Annotated in this window: 21 protein-coding genes and 3 pseudogenes; 4 read left to right on the top strand and 20 right to left on the bottom strand. The window is 38.7% G+C overall.

Features of this window, described 5'->3' with window-relative positions; translation table 11 throughout:
• Positions 1–11: 11 nt before the first annotated feature.
• The 4 genes from IPU53_RS16600 to IPU53_RS16585 are packed head-to-tail and all read right to left on the bottom strand — an operon-like array spanning position 12 to position 2,403.
• Positions 12–626 carry a DUF2306 domain-containing protein gene (locus IPU53_RS16600; protein WP_207452137.1) on the bottom strand — a complete coding sequence of 205 codons (615 nt, stop codon included), beginning with the start codon at positions 624–626 and terminating at the stop codon, positions 12–14.
• 26 nt (positions 627–652) lie between these two features.
• The gene (locus tag IPU53_RS16595; RefSeq protein WP_207452136.1) at positions 653–1,087 is read right to left on the bottom strand and encodes a hypothetical protein; all 435 of its coding nucleotides are present in this window, start codon (positions 1,085–1,087) and stop codon (positions 653–655) included.
• Positions 1,088–1,103: 16 nt separating this feature from the next.
• Positions 1,104–2,108, bottom strand: coding sequence for a DJ-1/PfpI family protein (locus IPU53_RS16590; protein ID WP_207452135.1), 1,005 nt, complete (start codon positions 2,106–2,108; stop codon positions 1,104–1,106).
• A gap of 46 nt (positions 2,109–2,154) precedes the next feature.
• Positions 2,155–2,403 carry a hypothetical protein gene (locus IPU53_RS16585; protein WP_207452134.1) on the bottom strand — a complete coding sequence of 83 codons (249 nt, stop codon included), beginning with the start codon at positions 2,401–2,403 and terminating at the stop codon, positions 2,155–2,157.
• A 239-nt stretch (positions 2,404–2,642) separates the two neighbouring features.
• Here IPU53_RS16585 and IPU53_RS16580 point away from each other — a divergent pair, with 239 nt between their 5' ends.
• Complete coding sequence (locus IPU53_RS16580; protein ID WP_207452133.1) at positions 2,643–3,329, top strand: response regulator transcription factor; 687 nt, start codon at positions 2,643–2,645, stop codon at positions 3,327–3,329.
• A 1-nt stretch (position 3,330) separates the two neighbouring features.
• A complete protein-coding gene (locus tag IPU53_RS16575; RefSeq protein ID WP_207452132.1) occupies positions 3,331–4,656 on the top strand; it encodes a sensor histidine kinase in 1,326 nt (441 codons plus the stop codon).
• A gap of 22 nt (positions 4,657–4,678) precedes the next feature.
• Here IPU53_RS16575 and IPU53_RS16570 read toward each other — a convergent pair.
• The 3 genes and pseudogenes from IPU53_RS16570 to IPU53_RS16560 all read right to left on the bottom strand — a co-directional run.
• Positions 4,679–5,002 (bottom strand): annotated as a pseudogene (locus IPU53_RS16570) (VOC family protein); the annotation flags it as partial.
• 401 nt (positions 5,003–5,403) lie between these two features.
• A pseudogene (locus IPU53_RS16565) lies at positions 5,404–5,588 on the bottom strand (ATP-binding cassette domain-containing protein); the annotation flags it as partial.
• Between the two features lie 561 nt (positions 5,589–6,149).
• The gene (locus IPU53_RS16560) at positions 6,150–6,851 is read right to left on the bottom strand and encodes a DUF421 domain-containing protein (protein WP_207452131.1); all 702 of its coding nucleotides are present in this window, start codon (positions 6,849–6,851) and stop codon (positions 6,150–6,152) included.
• Positions 6,852–8,062: 1,211 nt separating this feature from the next.
• Between IPU53_RS16560 and IPU53_RS16555 the strand changes: the two genes are divergently transcribed.
• Positions 8,063–8,260, top strand: a complete 198-nt coding sequence (locus tag IPU53_RS16555) for a hypothetical protein (RefSeq protein ID WP_207452130.1) — start codon at positions 8,063–8,065, stop codon at positions 8,258–8,260.
• Here the strand turns inward: IPU53_RS16555 and IPU53_RS16550 are convergent.
• The 13 genes and pseudogenes from IPU53_RS16550 to IPU53_RS16495 form a co-directional block, all read right to left on the bottom strand.
• Complete coding sequence (locus IPU53_RS16550; RefSeq protein WP_207452129.1) at positions 8,232–9,440, bottom strand: tyrosine-type recombinase/integrase; 1,209 nt, start codon at positions 9,438–9,440, stop codon at positions 8,232–8,234. The two genes, IPU53_RS16555 and IPU53_RS16550, sit on opposite strands and share 29 nt — an antisense overlap.
• Positions 9,433–9,639 carry a DUF3173 domain-containing protein gene (locus IPU53_RS16545; RefSeq protein ID WP_077604216.1) on the bottom strand — a complete coding sequence of 69 codons (207 nt, stop codon included), beginning with the start codon at positions 9,637–9,639 and terminating at the stop codon, positions 9,433–9,435. Before IPU53_RS16545 ends, IPU53_RS16550 begins: the two co-directional genes overlap by 8 nt.
• A gap of 408 nt (positions 9,640–10,047) precedes the next feature.
• Positions 10,048–10,302, bottom strand: coding sequence for a helix-turn-helix domain-containing protein (locus IPU53_RS16540; RefSeq protein WP_207452128.1), 255 nt, complete (start codon positions 10,300–10,302; stop codon positions 10,048–10,050).
• Positions 10,286–10,720, bottom strand: coding sequence for an RNA polymerase sigma factor (locus IPU53_RS16535; RefSeq protein ID WP_207452127.1), 435 nt, complete (start codon positions 10,718–10,720; stop codon positions 10,286–10,288). The genes IPU53_RS16540 and IPU53_RS16535 overlap by 17 nt, the downstream gene beginning before the upstream one ends.
• A gap of 384 nt (positions 10,721–11,104) precedes the next feature.
• A complete protein-coding gene (gene hemH / locus IPU53_RS16530) occupies positions 11,105–12,031 on the bottom strand; it encodes a ferrochelatase (protein WP_207452126.1) in 927 nt (308 codons plus the stop codon).
• A 194-nt stretch (positions 12,032–12,225) separates the two neighbouring features.
• Positions 12,226–12,591 (bottom strand): DUF1516 family protein, encoded by a 366-nt coding sequence (locus IPU53_RS16525; RefSeq protein ID WP_077604179.1) that lies wholly within the window; start codon positions 12,589–12,591, stop codon positions 12,226–12,228.
• Between the two features lie 431 nt (positions 12,592–13,022).
• On the bottom strand, positions 13,023–14,405 hold the full coding sequence (locus IPU53_RS16520) for an MFS transporter (RefSeq protein ID WP_207452125.1): 1,383 nt from the start codon (positions 14,403–14,405) through the stop codon (positions 13,023–13,025).
• Positions 14,406–14,702: 297 nt separating this feature from the next.
• Positions 14,703–16,100 carry a Fe-S cluster assembly protein SufB gene (gene sufB, locus IPU53_RS16515; protein ID WP_207452124.1) on the bottom strand — a complete coding sequence of 466 codons (1,398 nt, stop codon included), beginning with the start codon at positions 16,098–16,100 and terminating at the stop codon, positions 14,703–14,705.
• Between the two features lie 140 nt (positions 16,101–16,240).
• Positions 16,241–16,345, bottom strand: a pseudogene (locus IPU53_RS25660) (hypothetical protein); the annotation flags it as partial.
• Positions 16,345–17,655, bottom strand: coding sequence for a Fe-S cluster assembly protein SufD (gene sufD / locus IPU53_RS16510; protein ID WP_207452123.1), 1,311 nt, complete (start codon positions 17,653–17,655; stop codon positions 16,345–16,347). The gene sufD and the pseudogene IPU53_RS25660, both read right to left, overlap by 1 nt.
• Positions 17,656–17,672: 17 nt before the next feature.
• Positions 17,673–18,461 (bottom strand): Fe-S cluster assembly ATPase SufC, encoded by a 789-nt coding sequence (gene sufC / locus IPU53_RS16505; protein WP_207452122.1) that lies wholly within the window; start codon positions 18,459–18,461, stop codon positions 17,673–17,675.
• Between the two features lie 77 nt (positions 18,462–18,538).
• Positions 18,539–20,266, bottom strand: a complete 1,728-nt coding sequence (locus IPU53_RS16500; protein WP_207452121.1) for an ABC transporter ATP-binding protein — start codon at positions 20,264–20,266, stop codon at positions 18,539–18,541.
• The gene (locus IPU53_RS16495; protein ID WP_207452120.1) at positions 20,263–22,044 is read right to left on the bottom strand and encodes an ABC transporter ATP-binding protein; all 1,782 of its coding nucleotides are present in this window, start codon (positions 22,042–22,044) and stop codon (positions 20,263–20,265) included. The genes IPU53_RS16500 and IPU53_RS16495 overlap by 4 nt, the downstream gene beginning before the upstream one ends.
• 442 nt (positions 22,045–22,486) lie before the next feature.
• Between IPU53_RS16495 and IPU53_RS16490 the strand changes: the two genes are divergently transcribed.
• A complete protein-coding gene (locus IPU53_RS16490; RefSeq protein WP_207452119.1) occupies positions 22,487–23,131 on the top strand; it encodes a TetR/AcrR family transcriptional regulator C-terminal domain-containing protein in 645 nt (214 codons plus the stop codon).
• Positions 23,132–23,304 lie beyond the last annotated feature (173 nt).

The raw sequence follows: 23,304 nt of genomic DNA, 5'->3' as shown, positions 1-23,304 counted from the left end.
TTAATATCCAATTATATAAATATTTTTTTTCTTATCATGATTTCTGCAATGGATAAACTGATCATCCAGCATAACCATACAGCAATTGTATAGGAAGTACCATAGGAAAATTGCAAGGCATTGTGTGAAATGGCCACAATGATGTAGATGAACATATTGGCAAAGGTAAGAACGAAGCTTCTTGACATCCATGCACTATGCTTTATCACGTTTTTTCTTCTAATATTGATATAGCCTAGAATTGTTGTACCAAACCATAGTGTATTTAAAACGAGAAATCCAATGGTGCTCAACCATCCTCCTGTTGCAAAAAAAGAAACGTAAACACCAGGAATAAAATTTAACAAAATAGACAGCACATAGACTCGACCATTCCAACGATGAAATTGGATAGATTTAATTCGTAATTTCTTGATCACACCCAAGGGGCCAGTGATTAGGGAGATAATAGCAAAAATGATATGTAATCTGATCATCAGTACCCACAACGTTTCGTTAGTTAGAACTTCATCTTTTTTAGCAAGAAAACCCTGAAAAGTGGGATCAACCATGAAGTTTTTTGAAAATGTATGCATGACCCACATGAACGATACGATTAAAAAAATGATCCACATGTTCTTTTTCATATTATCGTTATCCTTTCCGCTTACATTTAGCCAAATAAACCACGATTTGTCATAACAAATACAACGGTAATAATAAGGAGAAATGTAAACCAGCCCAGTATATTTAGTTTGGCCGTATTTTGCTGCAACACTTTGTCGGGATTTTTTGCTAGAATAACGCTTTTCAAGCCTTTTTGTATCATACCGATCAAGGCACCAATAAGCATCAACAGGATCAATGATAACACCACCCATAACAAGGAAGGATAAGTGGCATATCCCATTACCATCCATCCTCCTGTAATGATTAACAAAATTAATGCATAATGGCCAAAGCGGGTAAAATCTACCAATGTTTTAACAGTTATTTTTAATTCATTACCTGAGCGTGACAAAAGAGATTTAAACGCAATGGGAAAAGCTAGAAAACTACCAAGCCATAAAGCACCTATTACATGAGCAAATACAATAAACGGATACATAACTACAACTCCATTCTTAAGAAAGACGATGTCCCATTAATTTGGATGAGGGAAGCATACCAGCCTTTGCTTCACCATACATATTGTTTCCATCTACAGAAACGATAAATTTTAATGTAAGACGCATAGGCTTCGTCGCTTTCATGGACCACTTTAATTGATTCCCTTCCAGTACTGCGTTGTCCAGCGTCGTAATATCATCTCCTTGCTTTGCAGTTCCCACTATACGACCATCTTCAGAAGATAAATCTAATAAAACGGAAAGATCGCCCATAGGAGTGGAAATGGTAGTATCCCATTTTCCTTGGAAATTAGAGCACTTATCAGGTTGATTAGAGGAGCGAGAACTTGTCGTTTCCATTGGATTTTCATGTTTGCTTTCTTTAGGTGCATTTCCTTCAGCTTTCCAAACTGTACCCCTGCGCTCGTACTCAAATAGTTGCTCCACAGCATGTGCTATACGGGGGCCTAACTCTCGCTCAACTAAATAAAGCGCAACATCAAGTCCCGAAGTAACGCCACCACCAGTGATAAGATCACCGTCATCTACAACCCGGGCATGAACCGGAAACGTATTTGTAACTTGCAACAGCCCCATTCCCAAATGGTGTGTAACAGCATAACGGCCTTCTAGCAGACCATCCATAGCTAATAGGAGAGAACCGCCGCAAACTGTGGATAGCAAAATATCAGGTTTCCGAATGGCTTCTTTTAATACATTACTTAATTCTGTTTCCGTTGCTTGTTTTATTCTTACTGGTATTGAATCTGGTCCATTATCATCTACAGAACCAGCTGCCCCTGGAACAAGAATGATTCCTTTAGAGGATAAATCAATTTTGCCGCTTGCTTGGAGCTGTAATTGATTTACTCCACTTGTCACCATTCGTTCGCCTTCAGCGGAAACTAGGTTAACTATTATGTCCTCTTTTGAGTACATTCCAGCTGCATTAAACACTTCATAAGGAGCAATTACATCCAATAAATCAAATCCATCAAACAACATAATTTGAACATTCATACATATTGCCTCCATTTTTTAAAATTTTAATCAAGTTTTCGGGCAATTAATTTGCCCCCACGCGCCACAAGAACCGTTCTTTTATTTTGTAAGAAGCTCTTTGATACTCAGCTTCATCAAGTTCTCCCTTGGCTAACCGATTTTTAAGAATCATGGTGATGTCCCTATCTTTCTGATTGTAATCCTTATAGCGACGGCGAATTTCAAAGATTCGAACCACCATAAAGCAGAAAAGTGTAAGGCAAAACAAAGCACCGAATGGAAAGAATGAGAAACCGTGAGTTTCGAAACCCATTTCTGTAACCTCCTTTCGAATAGTAATAAGTGAGACAAAAATTATAGTGAATATTCGCCGATCGTTTCACAATTAAAGAATAACCTTTAAGTGTCTCAAATAATGGTACAAAAAGGTCACAAAACAATCACAATAAATTGATGTGAAGTCATCATTGTTGAAACAGTGCTATACTGAAAGCAGGTTTCGATGGGATGTTCGTTTCTTTATAACTAGCATCGAAGGGAAGGTAGGATTTTGTGAAGGAAATACAGACGATTCTGGTTGTGGATGATGACAAAAGCATTGTCGAACTACTAAGAGACTTCTTGGAGAATGACGGTTTCTATGTAAAAACTGCTTATGACTCCGATCAAGCACTGTCCATACTGAAACAGATTACAATTGATTGCATCATTCTTGACATCATGATGCCGAGACAAAATGGTTTCGAGTTCTGTCGGCAGGTACGAGAGGAAAGTAACATTCCTATCCTCTTCTTGAGCGCCCTCGGTGATGATGTAGATAAAATTCGCGGGCTGGCACTTGGAGGGGATGATTATATAGTTAAAACCGCATCTCTGGGTGAGATCATTGCCCGAGTGAAGGCGGTATTGCGACGCTCTGGTTCCCAGAAGGGATTTAGCAGGAGGATCTTGGATTACGGTGGGCTCACTTTGGATTTATCCACAAGAGAAGTATTTGTAGAGGGGAGATACATCTCACTTACACCAAAAGAATATGAATTATTACGACTGTTTGCCGAGCATCCGCACATTGTTTTTACATATGATCAATTGCTTGAAAAATTTTGGGAAGGAATTGGCGATAAACATACTGTCCGCGTCCATATTAGCCGCCTACGTGAGAAAGTTGAGTCCGATCCAAACGAACCAAACTATATAGTCAATGTCTGGGGTATAGGCTACCGTTTTAAAGGAGAATAAAATGAGATCAATTCGGATTCGTACATTTTCTATACTTAGTTTGCTTTTAATCTTGATGTTGCCATGGGTATTTTACGTAACGGCCCACTTACTAACAACAAAATCACTTAGTTTCGATACGAATGAAGCTCAGAAAGAAGATTTAAATAAAATAAGCCACTTCATTGAAACAAATACAGAAAACTGGTCTGACCCCAAATGGCAAAATGATTTGAGAGGAAAGTTACAAGCATTGGACATGGGTGTAGAAATTTTAACCGATTCAAATCAAGAGATTTTTCAATTTTTCCCTGAGAAGGATCACTCATTAACGCGGACGGAACAGTTTTCAATTATGCAAGATGGTCGCATATTTGGAAGAGTAATGACTTTTCAGCAGAATTCGAGAGTGGTTCAGATGATTGTGGCATTTGCGGGATTATTGTTAGCTTTTTTTATCATTGGTTATGTTATGCGAAGGTTCATTCTCAAACCGCTTGAGAAAATGAGCCTGGCAGTCCGACAAGTCGCAGAAGGAGATTTGGACGTCCAATTACCTATGTCCCCGATCAAAGAAATTACGGAAGTAAATGGCGGAATTCAAATAATGACAGATAGTCTCCAAGAATCCATGCAAAAACAAGTGGAATTGGAAGAAGAACGACGATTTATCATTGCTGCAGTCGCCCACGATTTACGGACACCATTATTCGCCTTACGAGGTTATTTGGATGGTCTAGAGGAAGGAATTGCTGATTCTCCAGATAAAAAAGCAAAGTATCTGGAGGTTTGTAAGGAAAAGTCAGCACAATTGGCCCGTCTTGTAGAGGATCTTTTTTCATTTACCAAGACGGAATATTTAGAGATGGATCTCAAAAAAAACACGGTTAATCTTTCAATTTTATTAAAGAAATCGATGGATAGCCTGAATCCACTAGCTAAGCAAAACAACATCTCTATTATCGCAAACTATTTTGGGGACGATTGTATGATCATGGGTGATTCGTATTTATTAGAGCGTGCCATAAATAACTTATTGGATAATGCTGTCAGACATACACCACACTCTGGTAAAATTTTTATACAATGCTATAAGGACGGTAACAGAGTGGTCTTTACTGTTCAAGATACGGGGAAAGGTTTCGCTTCAGAAGAGCTTCATCATGTTTTTGAGCCACTATATCGTGGTGAAACATCACGAAATCGTTCAACCGGAGGGGTCGGGTTAGGGTTGACTATTTCAAGAAGGATCGTTAGACGACACGGAGGTGACCTTGTCGTAGATAACCATTCAGAAGGTGGTGCACTGATAAAAGGTTGGATACCAGCTCACTGTTCTAATGCTTAATAACCCTTATCTTAAAATAAAGTTAACTAAAATAAACTATACTAACATCAATAACTCCCCCACGCCGATCACCTTCAGGATGATCTTGTACAGCCTCCAGTTCCTTTGCACCTGCATCAATAGCTTGTGCAAAAAGAGCATCAGCGTCCTCGACATATAGGAAAATATGCATCGCAGTTCCCCCCAATGACTGCGGACTTTGCATAATCGGGTATTCCGGAAATTCGTCAATAATCATAATTGCCGAATTTCCACTCTTGATCTCTGCATGCTGAACCTTTCCGTTGTCGTTTGTTACACGCATCAATTCAGCTGCTCCAAACGCTTTATTGTAAAACGTTATGACTTTGGCTGCATCCTAGATAATGATGTATGGTGTCACAGTATGATGTTCTTCCAGTACGCTTTTTGTTCTAGACTTCATAAAATATTCCTCCATTTCATTAATAAAGTTTGATGCTTTCATTCTAAAACAAGTACTGAGAACGGTTGCATCAAAAATTATTTTTAATTAAATTGGAATGGGCTGTATTGTAAAAAAATGACCCTACTCAAAAAACGGAACATGATTTAAAAATCCAAAATAAAAAAGCGGAATAAAACTAATCAAGGTGATAATTTAGCGAACGAACAATCATCTGACAAAAAACGTGATGAAGTCTTGTAACGCTGTTTCATGTCAAGTTCGTCATAATACCTCAAATACTCACAATGCAGCTTCAAGTTATCAAGTTGCAGTTAAATGTTCAAAATTTCTCCTTTTGTTGGTCTTGTAATCCCCGTTAGCATTTTCATAATTGACGTTTTACCTGCTCCATTTTGACCAAGAAGCCCATAAATCTCCCCTTTTTTAATATGAATATTTATATCAGATACAATTTCATTGCCTTTGATTCTTTCGTTAATCTATTCGTTTGTAGGATGTATTCCATAATCGATTCCCCTTTGTCTCAAGTCTATTTTCATCCAATCATTAAAAGCAACTTTTTTTCTTGTTCCTTACAAATTTCTTAAGTTTATGTACAAAAAAAAGGTTGTTCCTTATGGACGCCTCACCCGAAAATTTCTAATACGTTATTCGCTTAAAAAACACATGTGAATATTGTTTTTTCATACGGTTTGCTTCTTAGTCGAACCTCCCCATTCATCGCTTCAGTTAATTGCTTAAGCCAAGACCACTTCCTTGTCACGCCATGAGCCGCAAAAAAATTATCAAGTTGCTTGATACAAGAACACGCCACCACTATTCTTTTGCCTTATGTTTCAGGTTCTCTACCGATGAATATACCTTGGATAATAACGCTTCACTTATCTGTCCTAATGCTTTAAGCCAAACTGCGGCTTCGATCTTCTTTTCAAAGCTCTCCTAAATCCTCTCCCCCATCCTCATTTATTATGAACTTTTTCGTTAATTTTGTTCATTTATTTCACTTCACTGCTTCTTATCAGTTATTATTCTATTCTAATCAAGTTAGATTTGTGAAAAGCAGGCATTAATACAACAAAACTGTTATTTTCTCGTTCTTATCCATCGTTGCCAGTATTACTTCTGATATGTCCACATGATAGGTTGAGTTGATTTTGTTTCTGAACCACTGTTCATTTTTACCCATCCTTTTTAATTCGTTGATATCAATTGTACCCTCTTTAATGATTGTTCTAGGCAGAGAAAACTTGTCACTCTTAATTTGCAAGTCCGTTTTTGTAACTGTTTGATAATTCTGTTCAAGGAAAAATGAAATGGTACCATCAGGTTCCCATAGAGCAAGGGCAACTTTTTGAATATCGTCAATTTTGTCTTTTCTTGTTTCGGATAATAAATCATCAAGGGAAATCCTAGCCTTACCTAAATTTTTATAAATGATTTTTCCATTTTCTATTAGTGGAAAGGGAGGAGGATCAATCACTTTTCGAAGTTTATTCAATTTTAAATTGATAAATATACTCATTGCATATAAAACAACAAGTACAATCATTGTAATCATTGATCCTTTCATGCCTAATTTTTCATCAGATAAAGGATGAGCAATGATGTTTCCAATTATCAACGCAATAACAAAGTCCAGTAACCTTAGCTGAGAAATGGATCTCTGCCCCATTACTTTACCAATGATAAGCATAAAAAAATATGCAATTACAGCTCTTAAAATCCATTGTATAGTAGTTAAAGATTCCTGGCTGTGAAAAAAGTCCATTTGTTTTCTCTCCGTATCCCGTAATAATCATAATTTTAATTTAATATGTCCGCTTCAGCTATTTTTCATGCAAATGAGGAATTAGTGATACGTTTCCGTAAGTGGGAGGAATGGGAACAGGAAAACTCATCTGAACTTTAATAATAACAAAACGCCCTTTAACAGAATAACTGTATGGCTACTCAAGAGTTCCCGGCTACCCAAAAATATCTATTAAATTCTAAAAAAACTGTGTTCACAGTATTTATATCCTCCCATAATTTTCAGAAGACATTGAAGCGATTCATTTTCTTTTCTCTGCCTTTAATTACTTTAATCGTTCATTTAATAAATAATACTACAGTAAAGTTATCAAAAACCATGATGTTAGTATAGTTGTTGGCTGTCTGAGAGGAATTATCTTAAATAGAAATAATACTGTGTTTACCCGTAAATTGTTCATCTCTAATTAAATTTCATACAGTATTTTCGGAGTGCGAAAATTTTAATTATCGCACTCTGTTTTTTTATACGTTATTAAACAGAGCTGGACTTACGGATGGCGATAGTCACAAAAGCCATGATTCAATAACCTCTCGGTGTTGTAAGTGAGAAATTAGGCTTTAGTTACACATGAAGAGCACCCTATCGTTTAACAATTTTCTTCTTGATCCTCAATTACAATAAATCCTTATTTTGTTTTTCCCACTATACTTCTGAACCAATCTCCTTCAATATTTCATGAAACCAATTTACATTAACTTTATGGTGTGAAAGGGAAATTTCTAACATACGAGCAAAACTCTTCATGAGAGTTGATCTATTTGCTAAAGCTTCCTCTATGAGAGAAATTTTTTTCTCTGTTTGTTTAATCTGAACAAGAATTATTTCCCTCATCTTTTCTTTGTCTATTAGCCCAGTGGCTATCCCTCCATATTTGCCTAGCTTATAACATGTTATTACTTACTAAACAACGTGCTATTCGGCGCAGGGGAGACTTTCAGAGTGTTACCTCCTCATTCGACTCCTCGATATAACCCTTCAGTTTTTTAGAAGCCTAATACTGCTTGACCTTTACCGATTTGTGTAACCACATTTCATTTGAGACGGGAACATTTCGCACCCATTTTCGCGCCCGTTCGTATTACGGAACATCTTTTATGAGTGTATCATCCATAGAAAATATACTCCTTCTAACATACAATATAACAAGTTTTTGTGGAGGAGGGATAATGTTGGAGAACCGATCGAAAGCTCTTATTGGTTCTTGGATACAAGCAATTGGTACAACAATTTCAGCTGTTGGCAATACCCACTCCAAGTTTGCAGGTGACGTCAAAACACTGACAAATCAACGTTTATCGCACCTTCAAGTTATTTTGGCGGGGATTCTGGCGGAACTTATTTTTTTACTGCTTGATTACCATTAAATGATATACCTGATTTTTCTGCTGTTCGTATATTAATGTTACCTGTCATCTCTTCCGCAATCAGTTCATCTACTCCAGACCACATATGAGAATAGTGCTTTAACGTAATTTCTGGACTGGAATGTCCCATACGCTTTGACAAAATCAAAACAGAAACGTTAAATTCATTAATGAGATAAGATGCATGCGAATGTCGAAGCCCTTTAGCTTGAATACGATGAACATCTGCAAGTTTTGCATAACGTTGAATAATTCTAGCAAGCGTCGATTTAATCATTGGCGTTCCATCATAACTAAAAACGAAATCGTCAATCCCTATTTTTGATTGTCGCTGTTTCCATTCTTGCAACACTTGTATCGTATCCTCATCCAAAGAGATGATCCGTTTACCATCCTCTGTTTTTGTATAATCTTTTCGTTTCCAATTGCTTTTATTTATTAAATACAGTGAGTGATGAACGCGAAGCCGTTTGTTTTTAAAATCTATATCATCCCACCACAAGGCCGTTCCTTCACTAACCCGTATCCCCGTCATGAAATACGTCCACAACATCACAAAACATAAATGTTCATAAAAGTCATCCAGACAAATAACTGAGATAACTTTTTCAAATTCTTTCTTTGTCCAATATGGGACAACCGCTTTTCCTTTAGGGATAGCCTTCACCTTTTTAGACACGTTCACTTCTAGATATTGCATATCAACTGCCATATCCAGACTTTTACGAAACATACCAAATACCAAACTTGCATATGCTTGGGAATATCCAGCTCCTTTATCAGAAAGTAACCAGGTTCGATAACGTTGGACATCTTCTACTGCTAAAGAACGAAGCTCAATGTTTGAAAAACGATCTCTCATACTTTCTAACGTTCGTTTGCGAACGTAAAAAGTACTTTCTTCCACCTCGGTTTCATAAGCTGGAATGTACACAGTGTCCATGAATTGACCATATGTCATGTGATAATTTCCATAACCATTTGCCTGATGGTATTCATTTTTCACCCGTACCAATTCTTTATAAGCTTGTAAAGCAGAAGTAAACTTTTTTCCTTGTTGATTTGTACGTCCCTTTTTACGAAGTCGCTTTCCAGTAATGCGATCCGTTCCTAACTCCGTTTCATAAAAGTATTGTTCATTGTTATCAATATAGACCCCTGCATATTTGGTTTTAGCCATGACTGTCTTCCTCCAATTCTAGTTCACACCCTAGAATCGATTCGACTGTCATTTTTGGTACACGCCCTAAGCGTTTATTATTATAAAATGGATACCCTTTTTGTACCATGATTTGTTTGGCTTGTCTAATAATTCGTATCGAAGTATATTTAGGATACCCAAGCTGAATTAAATCATCTTTTGTAATCAGTTCCTTCATTAATATATACCTCCTTTTTCATCAACAGAGGAATACATACTAGAAACAACGGTTCACTAATCTACTTAAAAATCAGACGGCTGTTGGTAACAGCTCCACGGGAATTTCACCCCTGCAAGTATTTCTTCCAGTCCCATTCATTGCCTGCGACGCTTTGAACGCTCGAACAACGACGATAGGAGAGTATCATTATATCTATTGATGTATCTTCGCCAGTCATTCACCACAATGACATTAGATAGCTTTTTTATCGCTCGTTTCTATAGAAAGTCATGGCGCAAATATCAGGTGGCTCAACATCAATAGAACGTATCTGATTTTTTGATATATAACATAGTGTTATTCGCCATGCTGTTTTGTCAAAGTACAATAATCTATAGTGAAAGGGGATTATGATTCATGGTGGAATTATACCTTGAAAGCCAAAACAGATTGCATTAGCTTGGATCGTAAACGAGATTGCATATCTCCATCTATACCCCAGTAAGTATTATCCTGTTCATCTCGCAGCTTTCTCATGGATAAACTGGTAATATAACTGTCATAGTGTTTCACTACAAGCCTTAACGCTTCGGCTTCGCCCGCGTTTGCAGCGATAATTATCGGATACGGCAACAAACCACGTTCATCATTTTGAATGCTTATATTATTCATCCCATTCATTTGCATGTTCCTCCAAAAATCGTTTTAACCGTTTTAAAGCACTGGTTCGTCGATAATGCACAGTTCGACGAGGTACATTCAGTTGTTGACTAATTTCCTCATCAGATAGATGAAGAAAATAGTATAAGAGGACAAGATTACGCTTCTCTTCTGATAATGAGTGCATGGCTTCTGCTAGTAATTTTGTCGTAATTTTCTTATCTACAATTTGAAAACCTTCTTTATTACCCTCACCATAATTATCTACAGAATAAAGTTGATTCGCCTCATAAGGCGTTAAATCAGAGAACGTTTTCTCTTTCGACCGTTGACGCTTTCGTTCTTTGTAGATATCAATGGCGGCATTCTTTAATACACGTTTGCAGAACGCATTAAATGCACAGCGTATTTGCCATTCGGTACGATTAGGTGCTATCATGCATGTCATCTCCCTTCACAATACTGCAAAGGTGGGCGATGATTTCCCCTTTCATAACCTTCAACGGTGAACATTTAAAATTGGCAAAGATTTTAGTGGTTAAAAAAAATAAACCCAACTGAAAATGAACAGTTGGGTTGGATAAATTAAAAATATATTTAAACCATGTTTACTCTTGCAAAATATGGTCTTATTTATTTCTCTTGGATGGCACTTAAAGCATCACTATTATGTTTGAATGCGTCTGTTTAATCTACTAAAGTCTTCTACTATGTGATCTCAATTGGAAGTTTTGCTTATTTCACCTGTTTTGAAGAAGATAGTCAGTAGATAAACTGTCATGCCAAACCAACAATTACTACTCTTTTTTATTCATTAGGAAGCTCATTTCATTTTCTTTAGTACCACATTTGCTAATGTTTCAATAAATTCTGGACGAGCGTTTGGCATTTCCGGACGATAGTAGCTTGCTCCAATCTCATCACAGACTACTTTACATTCATAATCATTATCATATAAAACTTCAAGGTGATCTGCCACAAAGCCGACAGGTGTATAAACAAATGCTTTGTATCCTTCTTTATTATATAATTCGCGAGTTAGATCCTGAACATCCGGTCCAAGCCAAGGGTCTGGAGTGTTTCCCTCACTTTGCCAGCCTACTTCATAATTTTTTACATCTGCAGCTTCTGCTATTAATTGTGCTGTTTCCTCTAATTGCTGTTTATATGGATCTCCATGTTGCAGAATTTTTTCTGGCAGACTATGAGCAGATACGATTAATACAGTATTATTTTTTTCTTCTGCTGACATTTCCGCAAAGGTATTTTGCACGCCTTTTGCCCAGAAATCAATAAATCCTGGTTCTGTATACCAATCTTGAACAGACTCCATTTTTATACCGTATTTTTCAGCTGTACTATTTGCACGTTCATTATACAATTTCACGCTAAATGTAGAGTAGTGTGGCGCTAAAACGATAGAAACTGCTGCTTCTATACCATCTTTCGCCATTTCTTCTACGGCATCCTCAATAAATGGAGCAATATGTTTTAAACCGATGTAAGCTTTAAATTCATATTCATCTTGTAATTCATTCAATTTATTTTCTAATGCATGCGTTTGTTCTTTGGTTATTTTTGCCAAAGGTGAGATGCCGCCAATTGCTTCATACCGATCTTTTAAATCCTGTAGCGCATCTGGCTCCGGCCTTCTGCCATGACGAATATGCGTGTAATAAGGTTCAATATCTTCTTCCTTATACGGCGTACCGTATGCCATTACTAATAATCCTAGTTTCTTCTTTTTCATTTCCAATACACCTCGTTACGTTTTGTTGTTCAAAAGTTAGAAAATAAGTCTGCTTTTCAAGGAAAGACATAATTTTCTAATATGATTATCTTTATCTAGTGTAGTAGCCTAATTAGTGTATCTTGCTTTCATGGTGATTCTGGGAAGATATTATGAGCCACTTAATCCATTGAAATTCATCAAAGAACGATAAGCTAAAAACTAATGATTTTGGCAGCAATCAATACAACCAAGACTAAAGCAATAATAAATTGAGTCCAATAACTTTTTGTAGAAGGACCGTTCTCCTTTCTTACAACTGATTTAGAAAGAATTAGTTCCATCATCCATATAAGCCATAGTGCTAAAATACCTTTGATAACATACAACCATGGGAAGTTGAGCGTAATTAACATTCCAAGCCCAGAAATAATCATAATTACATAAAACAGACGTAATATCATTTGCGTTATTTTTTTACTCTTAGGTTTTCCCATTTTCAATAAGATAAATGAAATGATAAAAAGCAAGATAGTGATTTCCCACAAGCCTGAATGTGATTGAAATAACATATTATACATCTTTATCATCCTCCTCAATAATTTTATAGCTATCCGCTATTAGTTTTTACTGTATATACACCCTGTTTTGATAACCATCATGTTATCACCTAAAATGATAATGATAATCATTATCATTAAAAAAGAGTACACTTAATCTAAGTTTCTTTTTTAATGGTTATTTTAGTTCATGAACTTAGCCATAATAACACTAAAAAATCTTTCTTGGTATGTTAGCCGATATCGAATAGAGACAAGCACTAATGAATAAACAAACATTTTTATAGTTCTGTCCATCATTCAAATCTTTTTTATACATAAATATTTTAATAGTTAAGTTACCGCACTGGATTAATTATGTTGAAAAAAGCCATATTAGTAGGATTGACTCAAATGATACGCTTGCTTCTCCTAATGTTATTGTCATAAAGCAAAGAATGATTTAGGTAGCTTTATGCATTAAGTCTATTTTTAAGGGATTCATCATCTACTCGCATTTTCTGTCTTTTTGTCACTGATTTCTCCAAAGCAAGCACTACCATTGCCAATATCACCGTAATGGCCGCTAGAATGAAAGCATTGCTGTATGAAGGATGAGCAGACTCGTTTAACATATTCCATTGTCCACTATTGAGTTCAAGAAAACGGCTAAACAATGCCGAGCCAATTGCTGCACCTAAAAAAATCATAAAGGTGAATAATCCTGTACCCGTACCAGCTTCATTGGGCTGTAAAATTTCTGATATGCGATTGGTAAGAGCCGATTGATTCGCAGTAAAGCCTAAGCATACAACAATTAACAGTACAGATATCCAAATTGGAGAGCCTCCAACAAATGTGGAAAGAGCCAGAAAAACAATGGTCATACAGATAAAGCTTAATTGATTCATAAACCGATTTCCCCGTTTAGCAATTAATAATCCAATCTGCGAACCTAAAATGATTGTCATCACCCCTCCTGGAAACAAAACAAGACCAATCAAACTAGTTGACAATCCATTTACCTCTGCAAGCATTAAAGGAAGAATGAAAATCCCTGCCATATAAGCAATGGAGTTTAACAAACCCATGAAAAGAACGAGACTAAATGGGACATTTTTCAATATGGCAATTTTAATAAATGGCTCGTTTACACGTTGAGCTTGCCAGACGAACAGAACAAAAAAGACTACAGCAAGGATAAATAGCCAAGCTGTCACATTAATTCCCATCAACAGAGACGTAATCGCTAGCATGAATAAAATGGCTCCCACCTGATCAAAACGCCTGCCTGTCTTGACTTCCTCTTTCGGTGCATATTTAAGATAAAATGGAAGCGTAATTAAACTTAAAAACGATATCAAAAATAAACTGCCCCACCCGAAAGAATCTGTTAAAAATCCACCCAGCATCGGACCAATTGCACTTCCAAGCGACACCATAGCAAACACCATGCCAAGCGCATAACCGCGTTTTTCTTCTGGATAATATCGTGCGGCAGCTACTAGGCTTAACGTAGGAAGAGTCCCCCCTCCTATCCCCTGAAGGATTCGGGCCGCAATGATGAATGAATAGTTCGGGCTCATGAACCCAATCAAAGAACCCGTCATAAAAATAGCTATTCCGATAACAAACAAGTGACGAATCGGATATCTATCAGACATTTTTCCAATAACAACTGCTGCAATACCGTTGAACAAACTGAAAATAGCTGTAATCCAGCTTACTTCAGAAGGCGTTAAAGCAAATACCTTTCTGAATTCCGGAATCGCAACATTCATCATGGTTACGTTCATTGCATTAAACAAAACCATATAACACATGGAAAAAAGTAATAACTTTTGTTTTTTTGTCATTTTTATTCCCTCTTATCTAACTTAAAAAATAATCCTCAGTTTCTGAAAATACAATATTAATCTACCTTTCAAATAGTAGAAACAATTACTTAGGGATTAAAGACATATATATTTTATGAATTTTTATCATCCCTATTTTTTTGTTCAATATAAAATCCCCATTCGTTTTACAATATGACCATATTTTCCCTCAAGGTAATTATTATGCGTTAAGGCAACATAATGATATAGCCATCTAATTTTTAAATGAGGGAAGTCCCGCTACACATGATATTGTAACGGGATTTATTAAAAGTATTATCCAATGGAACCTTCCATTTCGAAGCTGATCAATCTATTCATTTCTACTGCATATTCCATTGGAAGTTCCTTTGTAAATGGTTCAATAAAGCCCATAACAATCATTTCTGTTGCTTCTACTTCTGTTAAACCGCGGCTCATTAGATAGAAAAGCTGTTCCTCAGATACTTTCGAAACTTTTGCTTCGTGTTCTAAGGAAATATTGTCGTTTAGAATTTCATTGTATGGGATCGTATCCGAAGTAGATTCGTTATCCATTATTAGTGTATCGCACTCAATATTGGAACGAGCCCCCTCCGCTTTACGTCCAAAGTGTACTAAACCACGGTAAGATACTTTCCCACCTTGTTTAGAAATAGATTTAGAAACAATAGTAGAAGACGTATTTGGAGCCAAGTGATGCATTTTCGCACCAGCGTCTTGTAATTGTCCTTTTCCTGCTAAAGCGATAGAAAGTGTATTTCCTCGTGCACCTTCTCCTTTTAGAAGGATTGATGGATATTTCATCGTCAGCTTAGAACCAATGTTTCCATCAATCCATTCCATTGTTGCATTCGCATCACAAACAGCACGTTTTGTAACAAGGTTATACACATTGTTCGCCCAGTTTTGAATTGTAGTATAACGGCAGTAGCCACTTTTTTTAACAATTATTTCTACAACAGCACTGTGAAGAGAGTTTGTTGTATAAACTGGTGCTGTACAGCCCTCTACATAGTGTACAGATGCTTCTTCATCAACAATGATAAGCGTACGTTCAAACTGTCCCATATTTTCGGAGTTAATACGGAAGTATGCTTGTAATGGTGTTGTTGCTTTTACGCCTTTTGGTACATAAATAAATGAACCGCCAGACCATACCGCAGAATTTAATGCAGCGAATTTATTATCAGAATAAGGAACAATCGTTCCAAAGTATTCTTTAAATAGTTCTTCGTTTTCTTTCAGTGCAGTGTCTGTATCTTTAAATACAATACCAAGCTCTTGAAGATCTTCTTTTAAGCTGTGGTAAACAACCTCTGATTCATACTGTGCAGATACACCAGCAAGATATTTTTGTTCAGCCTCTGGTATACCCAGCTTATCAAAAGTCTGCTTAATCTCTGCAGGCACTTCCTCCCAGCTTCTTCCTTGCTTTTCAGTGGGTTTGACATAATAAACAATTTCATCAAAGTCTAAACCTGAAAGATCTCCGCCCCATTGCGGCATTGGACGCTTGTAGAAATGCTCTAATGCCTTCAGACGGTAGTCAAGCATCCACTGCGGCTCTTCCTTCATTTTCGAAATTTCCTTAACAATATTTGGCGTTAATCCTTTTTCTGTACGGAAAATAGATACGTCTTTATCATGAAATCCATATTTATACTCTTCTATTTCCGGCATATTTTTTGCCATTGTTAATAACCTCCCTCGGACAGAATAAAAGCTTCTGTCTTATTTGTTGTGTACACCCTTTTCCATAGCTTTCCGAGCGAGTGTCACATATTTGATCCACCAGGAAATTTGGAAACTACCTATATCTCCCAGCTTCTCTTAATCTGCTTTTGCGGAATTGCAGAGGAATGTAAATAAACTAAGGGATGTCCATTTACTTCTTGGTGAAAAGTTGGAAATTGTTCTTTAATGGCTTTTATATCCATTAATAAACTTTCCTTTCAATCACTTGTGTTAATTGTTTACGTACAGACTCAATTGGAAGTTGAGCCACCACTGGAGCTAAGAAACCATGAATTACTAAACGTTCTGCTTCTTCACGTTCTAGCCCTCTGCTCATAAGATAGTACATTTGCAATGGATCCACACGGCCTACAGAAGCAGCGTGACCTGCTGTTACATCATCTTCATCAATCAGAAGAATTGGATTGGCATCTCCACGGGATTTTTCACTTAACATCAATACACGGGACTCTTGCTCAGAATTTGCTTTTGTTGCACCATGTTCAATTTTACCAATAGCATTAAAAATGGTTGATGCAGAACCCTTCATGACGCCACGTTGCAGGATATATCCTTCTGTTGCTTTACCGAACTGGCGAATGCTGGACGTAAAGTTTTGTGTCTGCTTACCTCGTCCAACAGATACTGCTTTTGCGTCCGAAGCAGCATTTTCCCCCGTCAGGTAGGTAATGTTTTCTGAAACCGTATTTCCGTCATTCATTTGTCCAAGCGCCCAATCAATTCTTGCATCATGCTTGGCAACACCACGGCGATTCACATAAGTAGTTGTACCTGCTGCAAAGTTATCTACTGCACCATAAGCAACTTGTGCATTATCATGAGCAAATACTTCTGTTACAAGATTAGCAACAGTTTCTTCCGTATCATTATAAGAAATATAGTTTTCTACATAAGTGACCGAGCTGCCTTCTTCTGCTACAACAAGCACATGATTTAATAGTGCACTGTCGGTATCTTCCTGCCAGAAGACTGCTTGAAGCGGTTCTTTAATCTGTACGTTTCTAGGTACATAAACAAATATGCCGCCATTCATCAGTGCTCCATGCAGTGCTGTTAAACGGTTCTGATCAACAGCAACAGCATCATTCATATAATATTTTTCTACAAGATCACTGTGCTCGTTCATTGCTGTAAAAATATCTGTGAAAATAACACCTTTATTCTGAAGCTCCTGTGATAGACTGTTATATGCAGCTGTTTGATTTCGCTGAATATACAGATTCTCCATACTGGCATCATCATGAAAATATGCTCTTAACTCTTCAGGCAGTTCATCAATAGAAGTAATTTTTACTGCTTCTTTATTGGAATGCTGGAAATCTGTAAAATTCCAGTTTGAAATCTTTGTTTTATCTGGTTTTGGCATTTCTAATGAATCAGCCATTTCCAAAGCTTTTGAACGAAGCGTAGCCATCCAGCCGGGTTCATTGCGATCTTTGGAAAATGCTTGAATATATTCTTGATTGAATGGAAGCTTTGTTTCTACAGACATGATTACCCCTCCTTACATTACGCGTTTTGTTCTGCAGTTTCTTCGTCTTCGATTCCTAATTCTTCTTTGATCCACTCATAACCTTCTGCTTCAAGACGCTTTGCAAGTTCTGGTCCACCGGATTTCACAACACGTCCTTGCATCATTACGTGTACAAAATCAGGCGTAATATAGTTTAATAGACGTTGGTAGTGAGTAATAATCAAGCATCCTAAATTCTCCGAACGCATTTGGTTGATTCCTTTTGATACAACTTTTAAAGCATCAATATCAAGTCCTGAATCAATTTCATCCAGAATTGCGATATCTGGCTGTAATTGTAATAATTGTAAGATTTCATTACGTTTTTTCTCACCGCCAGAGAAACCCTCATTCAGATAACGTGTTGCCATATTTTTATCAATATCAAGGTATTCTAAATCCCGATCTAATTTTTTGATGAAATTCATCAAAGGGATTTCATCGCCTTCTTCACGTTTTGCATTAATTGCAGAACGTAAGAAGTCAGAAGTAGTTACACCGCTGATTTCACTTGGGTACTGCATTGCTAAAAACAGTCCGGCACGAGCACGCTCATCTACTTCCATTTCTAATACATCTTCCCCATCAAGTGTGATAGTTCCCTCTGTCACCTCATAATTGGGATGTCCCATGATTGCAGAAGCCAATGTAGATTTACCTGTACCATTTGGTCCCATGATGGCATGGAACTCCCCACTTTTAACCGTTAGATTCACTCCTTTTAGTATCTCTTTGTCTTCAATGGATACATGAAGATTCTTAATTTCTAATACTGTACTTGACATAAATCATACCTCCAAAACTTTATTTTAAATAAATTGAATAAGATATTTATTCTCATTTCAATCTAAAGATTGAGTGATCAGGTGATTCTCCATGAAGAAGCCTTGGCTCGCTCCCGCCAAAAAGCGGCGTAATCTCCATTGAGCTTGAGTAACTCATCATGACTACCTATCTCCTTCACAGTTCCTTCGCGCAGAAACACGATCTGGTCGGCACCTTGAATCGTGGATAACCGATGGGCGACCATAAGCACCGTTTTGTCAGTGGTCACTTCAGCTAATCCTTCCAGAAATGCTGCTTCATTCTCTGGATCAATTGCGCTCGTCGCCTCATCCAGCAAAATAACTGGTGCATTCTTCAAAATTGCACGTGCTATCGAAATCCGCTGTCGTTCACCTCCAGACAAGCTGTGTCCACCTTCTCCAACGTTGGTATCCCAGCCTTCGGGAAGCCTGCGGATAATCTCCTCAACCTGCGCGATTCGAGATGCCCGTAGCACCTGTTCGTCTGTTGCTTGTTCGTTGCCGATGCGGATATTTTCCCATATGGTATCATCGAACAAATAAACGTCTTGAAACACGAGAGATATATGCTGCATCAGATCTTCTGTAGCAAGCTCTCGGATATCACTATCGGCGAAAACGATACGCCCGGAATCAACGTCGTAAAAGCGTGCAATCAACTTAATCAGCGTGCTCTTGCCAGAGCCAGAAGGACCTACAATCGCAACCGTGGTCTTAGACGGAACCGAAAACGATACATTCTGAATAACGGGAGAATGGCTATCATAGCCGAAACTGACCCCCTCTAACCGCACTTCGTGTTGCGAACTAGGACGTGCTGGTTTATCAGGAACGGGCAAAGGCTTCGCATTTAAAATATCAGCTATCTTGCGCAGTGAGGATCGGGCCATTCGAATGCCGCCTCCCAAATCTGCCACTGTTGAAACAGAAGAGGTAAACTGTGCGACTACGGCAATAAGTGCGATCGCGGTCGCAGGCGAAATCTGAGCACCGAGAGCCAGTGGCACAATCGCTATCACGACAAGTAGCAACACAAGTTGCACCGCGATACGGAAGATGATCGAGCCTGGAATTGTTGACTTCAAATGTCGGTTACTTGCATGACGTTGTTGTAGCAACACTTTCTGTAATGACTGGTTAGCATCACCGACGTATCCGTAAGCACGGAGCACAGGCTGGGCTTGGACATACTCAATTATGCGGGCGTTTGCGGCAGCTGCCGCTCGATCCATACCACCATCTCCTTTACGATAGAACAGCCGACCAAGTCGGTTCATCCCCCAAAGGAACGGAATAGCTACTAAGAAGGCGATTCCGATTCTCCAGTCGATAATTAGCATACCTAACGTGAGCACGGATGGCGTGATAATCCCATTAAGCATTGGTGTCATCAAAAATCCGAATACGAGCACCACATTATCTGTACCACTACTGATTGTTCGAGTGACGGTTCCTGTTCGTTGCTGACTGAACCAGCCGAGTGGAAGAGTCGCTATATGGTCCCCAATCCGATGATACAGTCGAGACGAGATACCTAGTGACAGGTGCACACCGATCACAGAACTAAAATAATTGCAGATGATAGCTATCCCTGCAGAGAAAACAAGACAGACAATCCACATCCACAAATCAGGAGATCCTGGATCAAATATTGCATTCAAAATCGGTAGAAGGAGAAGAAACGACACTCCCTGCGCGATACAAAACAGAATGACGAGAGCAACGAAGCATCGGAACAGTCCGCGCTGGTCTTCGCCGACAATTTGGAATAACTGTTTAATCATTGCTTTCCCCTACCTTCCTTTGTTCGTTCATAAGCTTTCCACAATCGACTGTACAGACCGTCCGACGAGATGAGTTCCTCATGTGTGCCATGCTGCACAATGTTTCCATCGTCAACTACGAGAATCTGATCAGCACCTACAATAGTATGCAGACGATGGGCGATAACTAGCACCGTTCTCCCTTTGATTAGCGATGTCAAGGCATGCTGGATCTCCACTTCAGACTCAGGATCAATCATTGAGGTCGCTTCGTCCATCACTATAATTGGTGCATCCGCCAGCAATGCTCGTGCTATCGAAATTCTCTGCGCCTCTCCTCCAGATAACCGAGCGTCCACACCGACGATAGAATCATAGCCTCGGGGCAACCGCTCAATCCGATCGTGAATACGTGCCGCCCGCGCCACCCTTATGACGTCTTCCTCGCTAGCATCAGGGTTGCCGAGACGAATGTTGTCACGAATCGTCTCTTGCAGTAGACGAACATCCTGAAATACAAATCCCACTTTCCGATACAACTCGGATGTATCTATCTCCCGGATAGGTACACCACCAATCGCAATCGAGCCGCTTTGAGGATCATAAAAGCGGGGCAACAGCTTCGCAATCGTCGACTTCCCCGAACCTGAGGGACCAACCAAAGCAGTTATCGTGCCAGGAAGCATGACAAAACTAACATAATCCACTGCACGATGTCCCTCTTTGTAACTAAATACAACGTTCTTATATTCCACATCGAGTTGACCGGCGTCAGGGGTTTGAGGATTCATTGGCTCCTCAATCTCTGACAAACCACGCGTATTCTCTAGCCGTTTGGCGGCTTCCATCGCCTCCATCAATGAAGACATCCCATTACCGAGACGAAGAACCGGATTACCCATGGTGAGTGCAAGTAGCAAAAACGGCAAAATTGTCAATGGCTCCATCCGACCAGTAGCAATAAAACCTGCTCCGACCATCAGGATAAGCAGTAAGAAGGTAATCGGTTGAAGCAAGACACTGATTGCTGCCTGCAACTTTGACAACGGCAATAGCCAATCAACCGTTCGAGAGATGTACTCATCTACGGTATTGCTATAGCGTCGGTGAGCCTTTCCAGTCTGACCAAAAGCCCGTATGACTTGAATCCCTTCGAGCACCTCGATCACCCTGCCGGATAGCCTTCCTGAAATTTCTCCGATACCCCTTGTCACATCGGAAGAACGCGAGGTGACAACACCAAAGATAATAAAATACGTAAGTGGAGGTGCCAACGCAATAATCGCGAGACGCCAATCAACCGTGAACAAATAAATAAAACTCAAGAGTGGAACGGCAAGTCCTGAGACAAGGTCGAGAACAGAATGAGCGATCACGTAATGGATTGCATGTGTATCGTCCTGTAGCATTTTCTTTACCTGACCGGCATTGTTCACGGAGAACCACCCTAATGGTAATCGACCGAGTTTAGCCACCAATTCCCGTCGCAATCTCCACTGGTGTGTGCCGTCGGTCAAGTGCGTCACTGTAAGGGCCGCCATCGATAGAGCAGCATGTAACACAAGACAGGCCACTGCCGATAGAACCAGTGTCCAAACCAGTCCTGCATTTGGTGCGGGAGACAGCAACTCGTTACCGACCTGCACAATCAGCACGTAAGGTAGAACTGCAAATATCGCTGAAAGCAGTTCAATCAACGTAGCTCCTAGTAGCGGCTTTGCAACTGGAGAGAGCGCTTTTCCTAGAGGAGCTACTTTGGAAAATAAAGCAATTCGCGTCGATGTATTCGATAGCTTCATTTTATTTTCCTCCCGCTAAAGTGCCTTAACAATTGTTTCCTCTTTATTTTTTGAGTCATTAGCTTCATTTTGTGCTCCTTTCTCTCCACAAATATACTATTCATATTGATGGAGTGTTTTTCAGTTATAATTATACTTGTTCAATGACCAAGAGTCAATTTAAATATGGTCACTGACCAATAAAACAGCTCTAATTAGTGATTAATTTATAAGCAATAAGTTTCCAGATGATCGACTATAGACATATATATTTATAGAATGACTCTAGTACAATTTGAAGTAGGAAAAATCTTATTTGTAAATGAATTTTTATTTTAAAATTTTCTTGACCCCTATGTCACTGCACAACAATCCATTTTATGATATAATGACCTCAGATTATTGGCTATTTACGTCAATTTTGGATAGAAAATATCATAGTTCCTAGAGAGGATGACAACTTATGGGTTCTACTCGTACCACTCAATCCGACGTCATTCAGGCTGCACTCCATATTTTGAACGAATCTGGGCTTGAAGCGGTCACACTGCGCGCTGTAGCCAAACGGCTTGGTGTTTATTTAAACACCGTGTCCTGGCAGGTCAAGACGAAATCCCGCCTGATTGAATTGATGGCCGATACGATTTTTTCCGAGCTGTCCCTTGATGAGTTGCCTGAGCAACCAGAAGAACGTACTAAGGAAATTTTACGACGTCTTCGATCCGTTCTTTTGACACACCGTGATGGCGCTAAGCTGGTGACTGGTACAACCGTGTACGAAACAAACACGTTGCGGATTGGAGATGCAATTATATCGGCACTGCTCCAACTTCACCTTCCCCATAGGGAAGCTGTTCGCATATTTTGGACGTTGGCTTACTTCACATTTGGACTCGTACAAGAAGAACAGGGAGACTCAGTCGCTTATTCCGACTCAAAGTTACAGAAAACACTTGCTACAGACGAGTATCCAGCGTTTTCTCGAGTACTAACTTCCATGTACGAAGATAGCTTCGATGATCGTTTCGAATACGGCATTCATTGTGTACTTACTGGTGCTTTCCAATTAGTAGATAACAATGAACCAGGTATACGGAAGGGGAAATAAACAGTGAGTGGTACCCGTCGTAACGTATTGTTGACAGACGGGCGTTATCACAAAACAGTTGTAGCTGAATCTTAATGAGCAAAAATTTAAAAACCCCAAATACTGGATGCTAGTATATATTGAGCGAATACAAAGAAACGGATGAACATCCCATTTATCGTGTAAAAAGTAGC

Origin of the sequence: Bacillus sp. SD088 (assembly GCF_017355205.1) — a bacterium.
Taxonomy (GTDB): domain Bacteria; phylum Bacillota; class Bacilli; order Bacillales; family Bacillaceae_C; genus Lederbergia.
This window is presented reverse-complemented; position numbering and strand designations above follow the sequence as displayed.

Coding starts and splice junctions, on each gene's coding strand:
- IPU53_RS16600 (WP_207452137.1), bottom strand. CDS start 626: ATGAAAAAGAACATGTGGATCATTTTTTTAATCGTATCGTTCATGTGG.
- IPU53_RS16595 (WP_207452136.1), bottom strand. CDS start 1,087: ATGTATCCGTTTATTGTATTTGCTCATGTAATAGGTGCTTTATGGCTT.
- IPU53_RS16590 (WP_207452135.1), bottom strand. CDS start 2,108: ATGAATGTTCAAATTATGTTGTTTGATGGATTTGATTTATTGGATGTA.
- IPU53_RS16585 (WP_207452134.1), bottom strand. CDS start 2,403: ATGGGTTTCGAAACTCACGGTTTCTCATTCTTTCCATTCGGTGCTTTG.
- IPU53_RS16575 (WP_207452132.1), top strand. CDS start 3,331: ATGAGATCAATTCGGATTCGTACATTTTCTATACTTAGTTTGCTTTTA.
- IPU53_RS16560 (WP_207452131.1), bottom strand. CDS start 6,851: ATGGACTTTTTTCACAGCCAGGAATCTTTAACTACTATACAATGGATT.
- IPU53_RS16555 (WP_207452130.1), top strand. CDS start 8,063: ATGTTGGAGAACCGATCGAAAGCTCTTATTGGTTCTTGGATACAAGCA.
- IPU53_RS16550 (WP_207452129.1), bottom strand. CDS start 9,440: ATGGCTAAAACCAAATATGCAGGGGTCTATATTGATAACAATGAACAA.
- IPU53_RS16545 (WP_077604216.1), bottom strand. CDS start 9,639: ATGAAGGAACTGATTACAAAAGATGATTTAATTCAGCTTGGGTATCCT.
- IPU53_RS16540 (WP_207452128.1), bottom strand. CDS start 10,302: ATGAATGGGATGAATAATATAAGCATTCAAAATGATGAACGTGGTTTG.
- IPU53_RS16535 (WP_207452127.1), bottom strand. CDS start 10,720: ATGATAGCACCTAATCGTACCGAATGGCAAATACGCTGTGCATTTAAT.
- hemH (WP_207452126.1), bottom strand. CDS start 12,031: ATGAAAAAGAAGAAACTAGGATTATTAGTAATGGCATACGGTACGCCG.
- IPU53_RS16525 (WP_077604179.1), bottom strand. CDS start 12,591: ATGTATAATATGTTATTTCAATCACATTCAGGCTTGTGGGAAATCACT.
- IPU53_RS16520 (WP_207452125.1), bottom strand. CDS start 14,405: ATGACAAAAAAACAAAAGTTATTACTTTTTTCCATGTGTTATATGGTT.
- sufB (WP_207452124.1), bottom strand. CDS start 16,100: ATGGCAAAAAATATGCCGGAAATAGAAGAGTATAAATATGGATTTCAT.
- sufD (WP_207452123.1), bottom strand. CDS start 17,655: ATGTCTGTAGAAACAAAGCTTCCATTCAATCAAGAATATATTCAAGCA.
- sufC (WP_207452122.1), bottom strand. CDS start 18,461: ATGTCAAGTACAGTATTAGAAATTAAGAATCTTCATGTATCCATTGAA.
- IPU53_RS16500 (WP_207452121.1), bottom strand. CDS start 20,266: ATGATTAAACAGTTATTCCAAATTGTCGGCGAAGACCAGCGCGGACTG.
- IPU53_RS16495 (WP_207452120.1), bottom strand. CDS start 22,044: ATGAAGCTATCGAATACATCGACGCGAATTGCTTTATTTTCCAAAGTA.
- IPU53_RS16490 (WP_207452119.1), top strand. CDS start 22,487: ATGGGTTCTACTCGTACCACTCAATCCGACGTCATTCAGGCTGCACTC.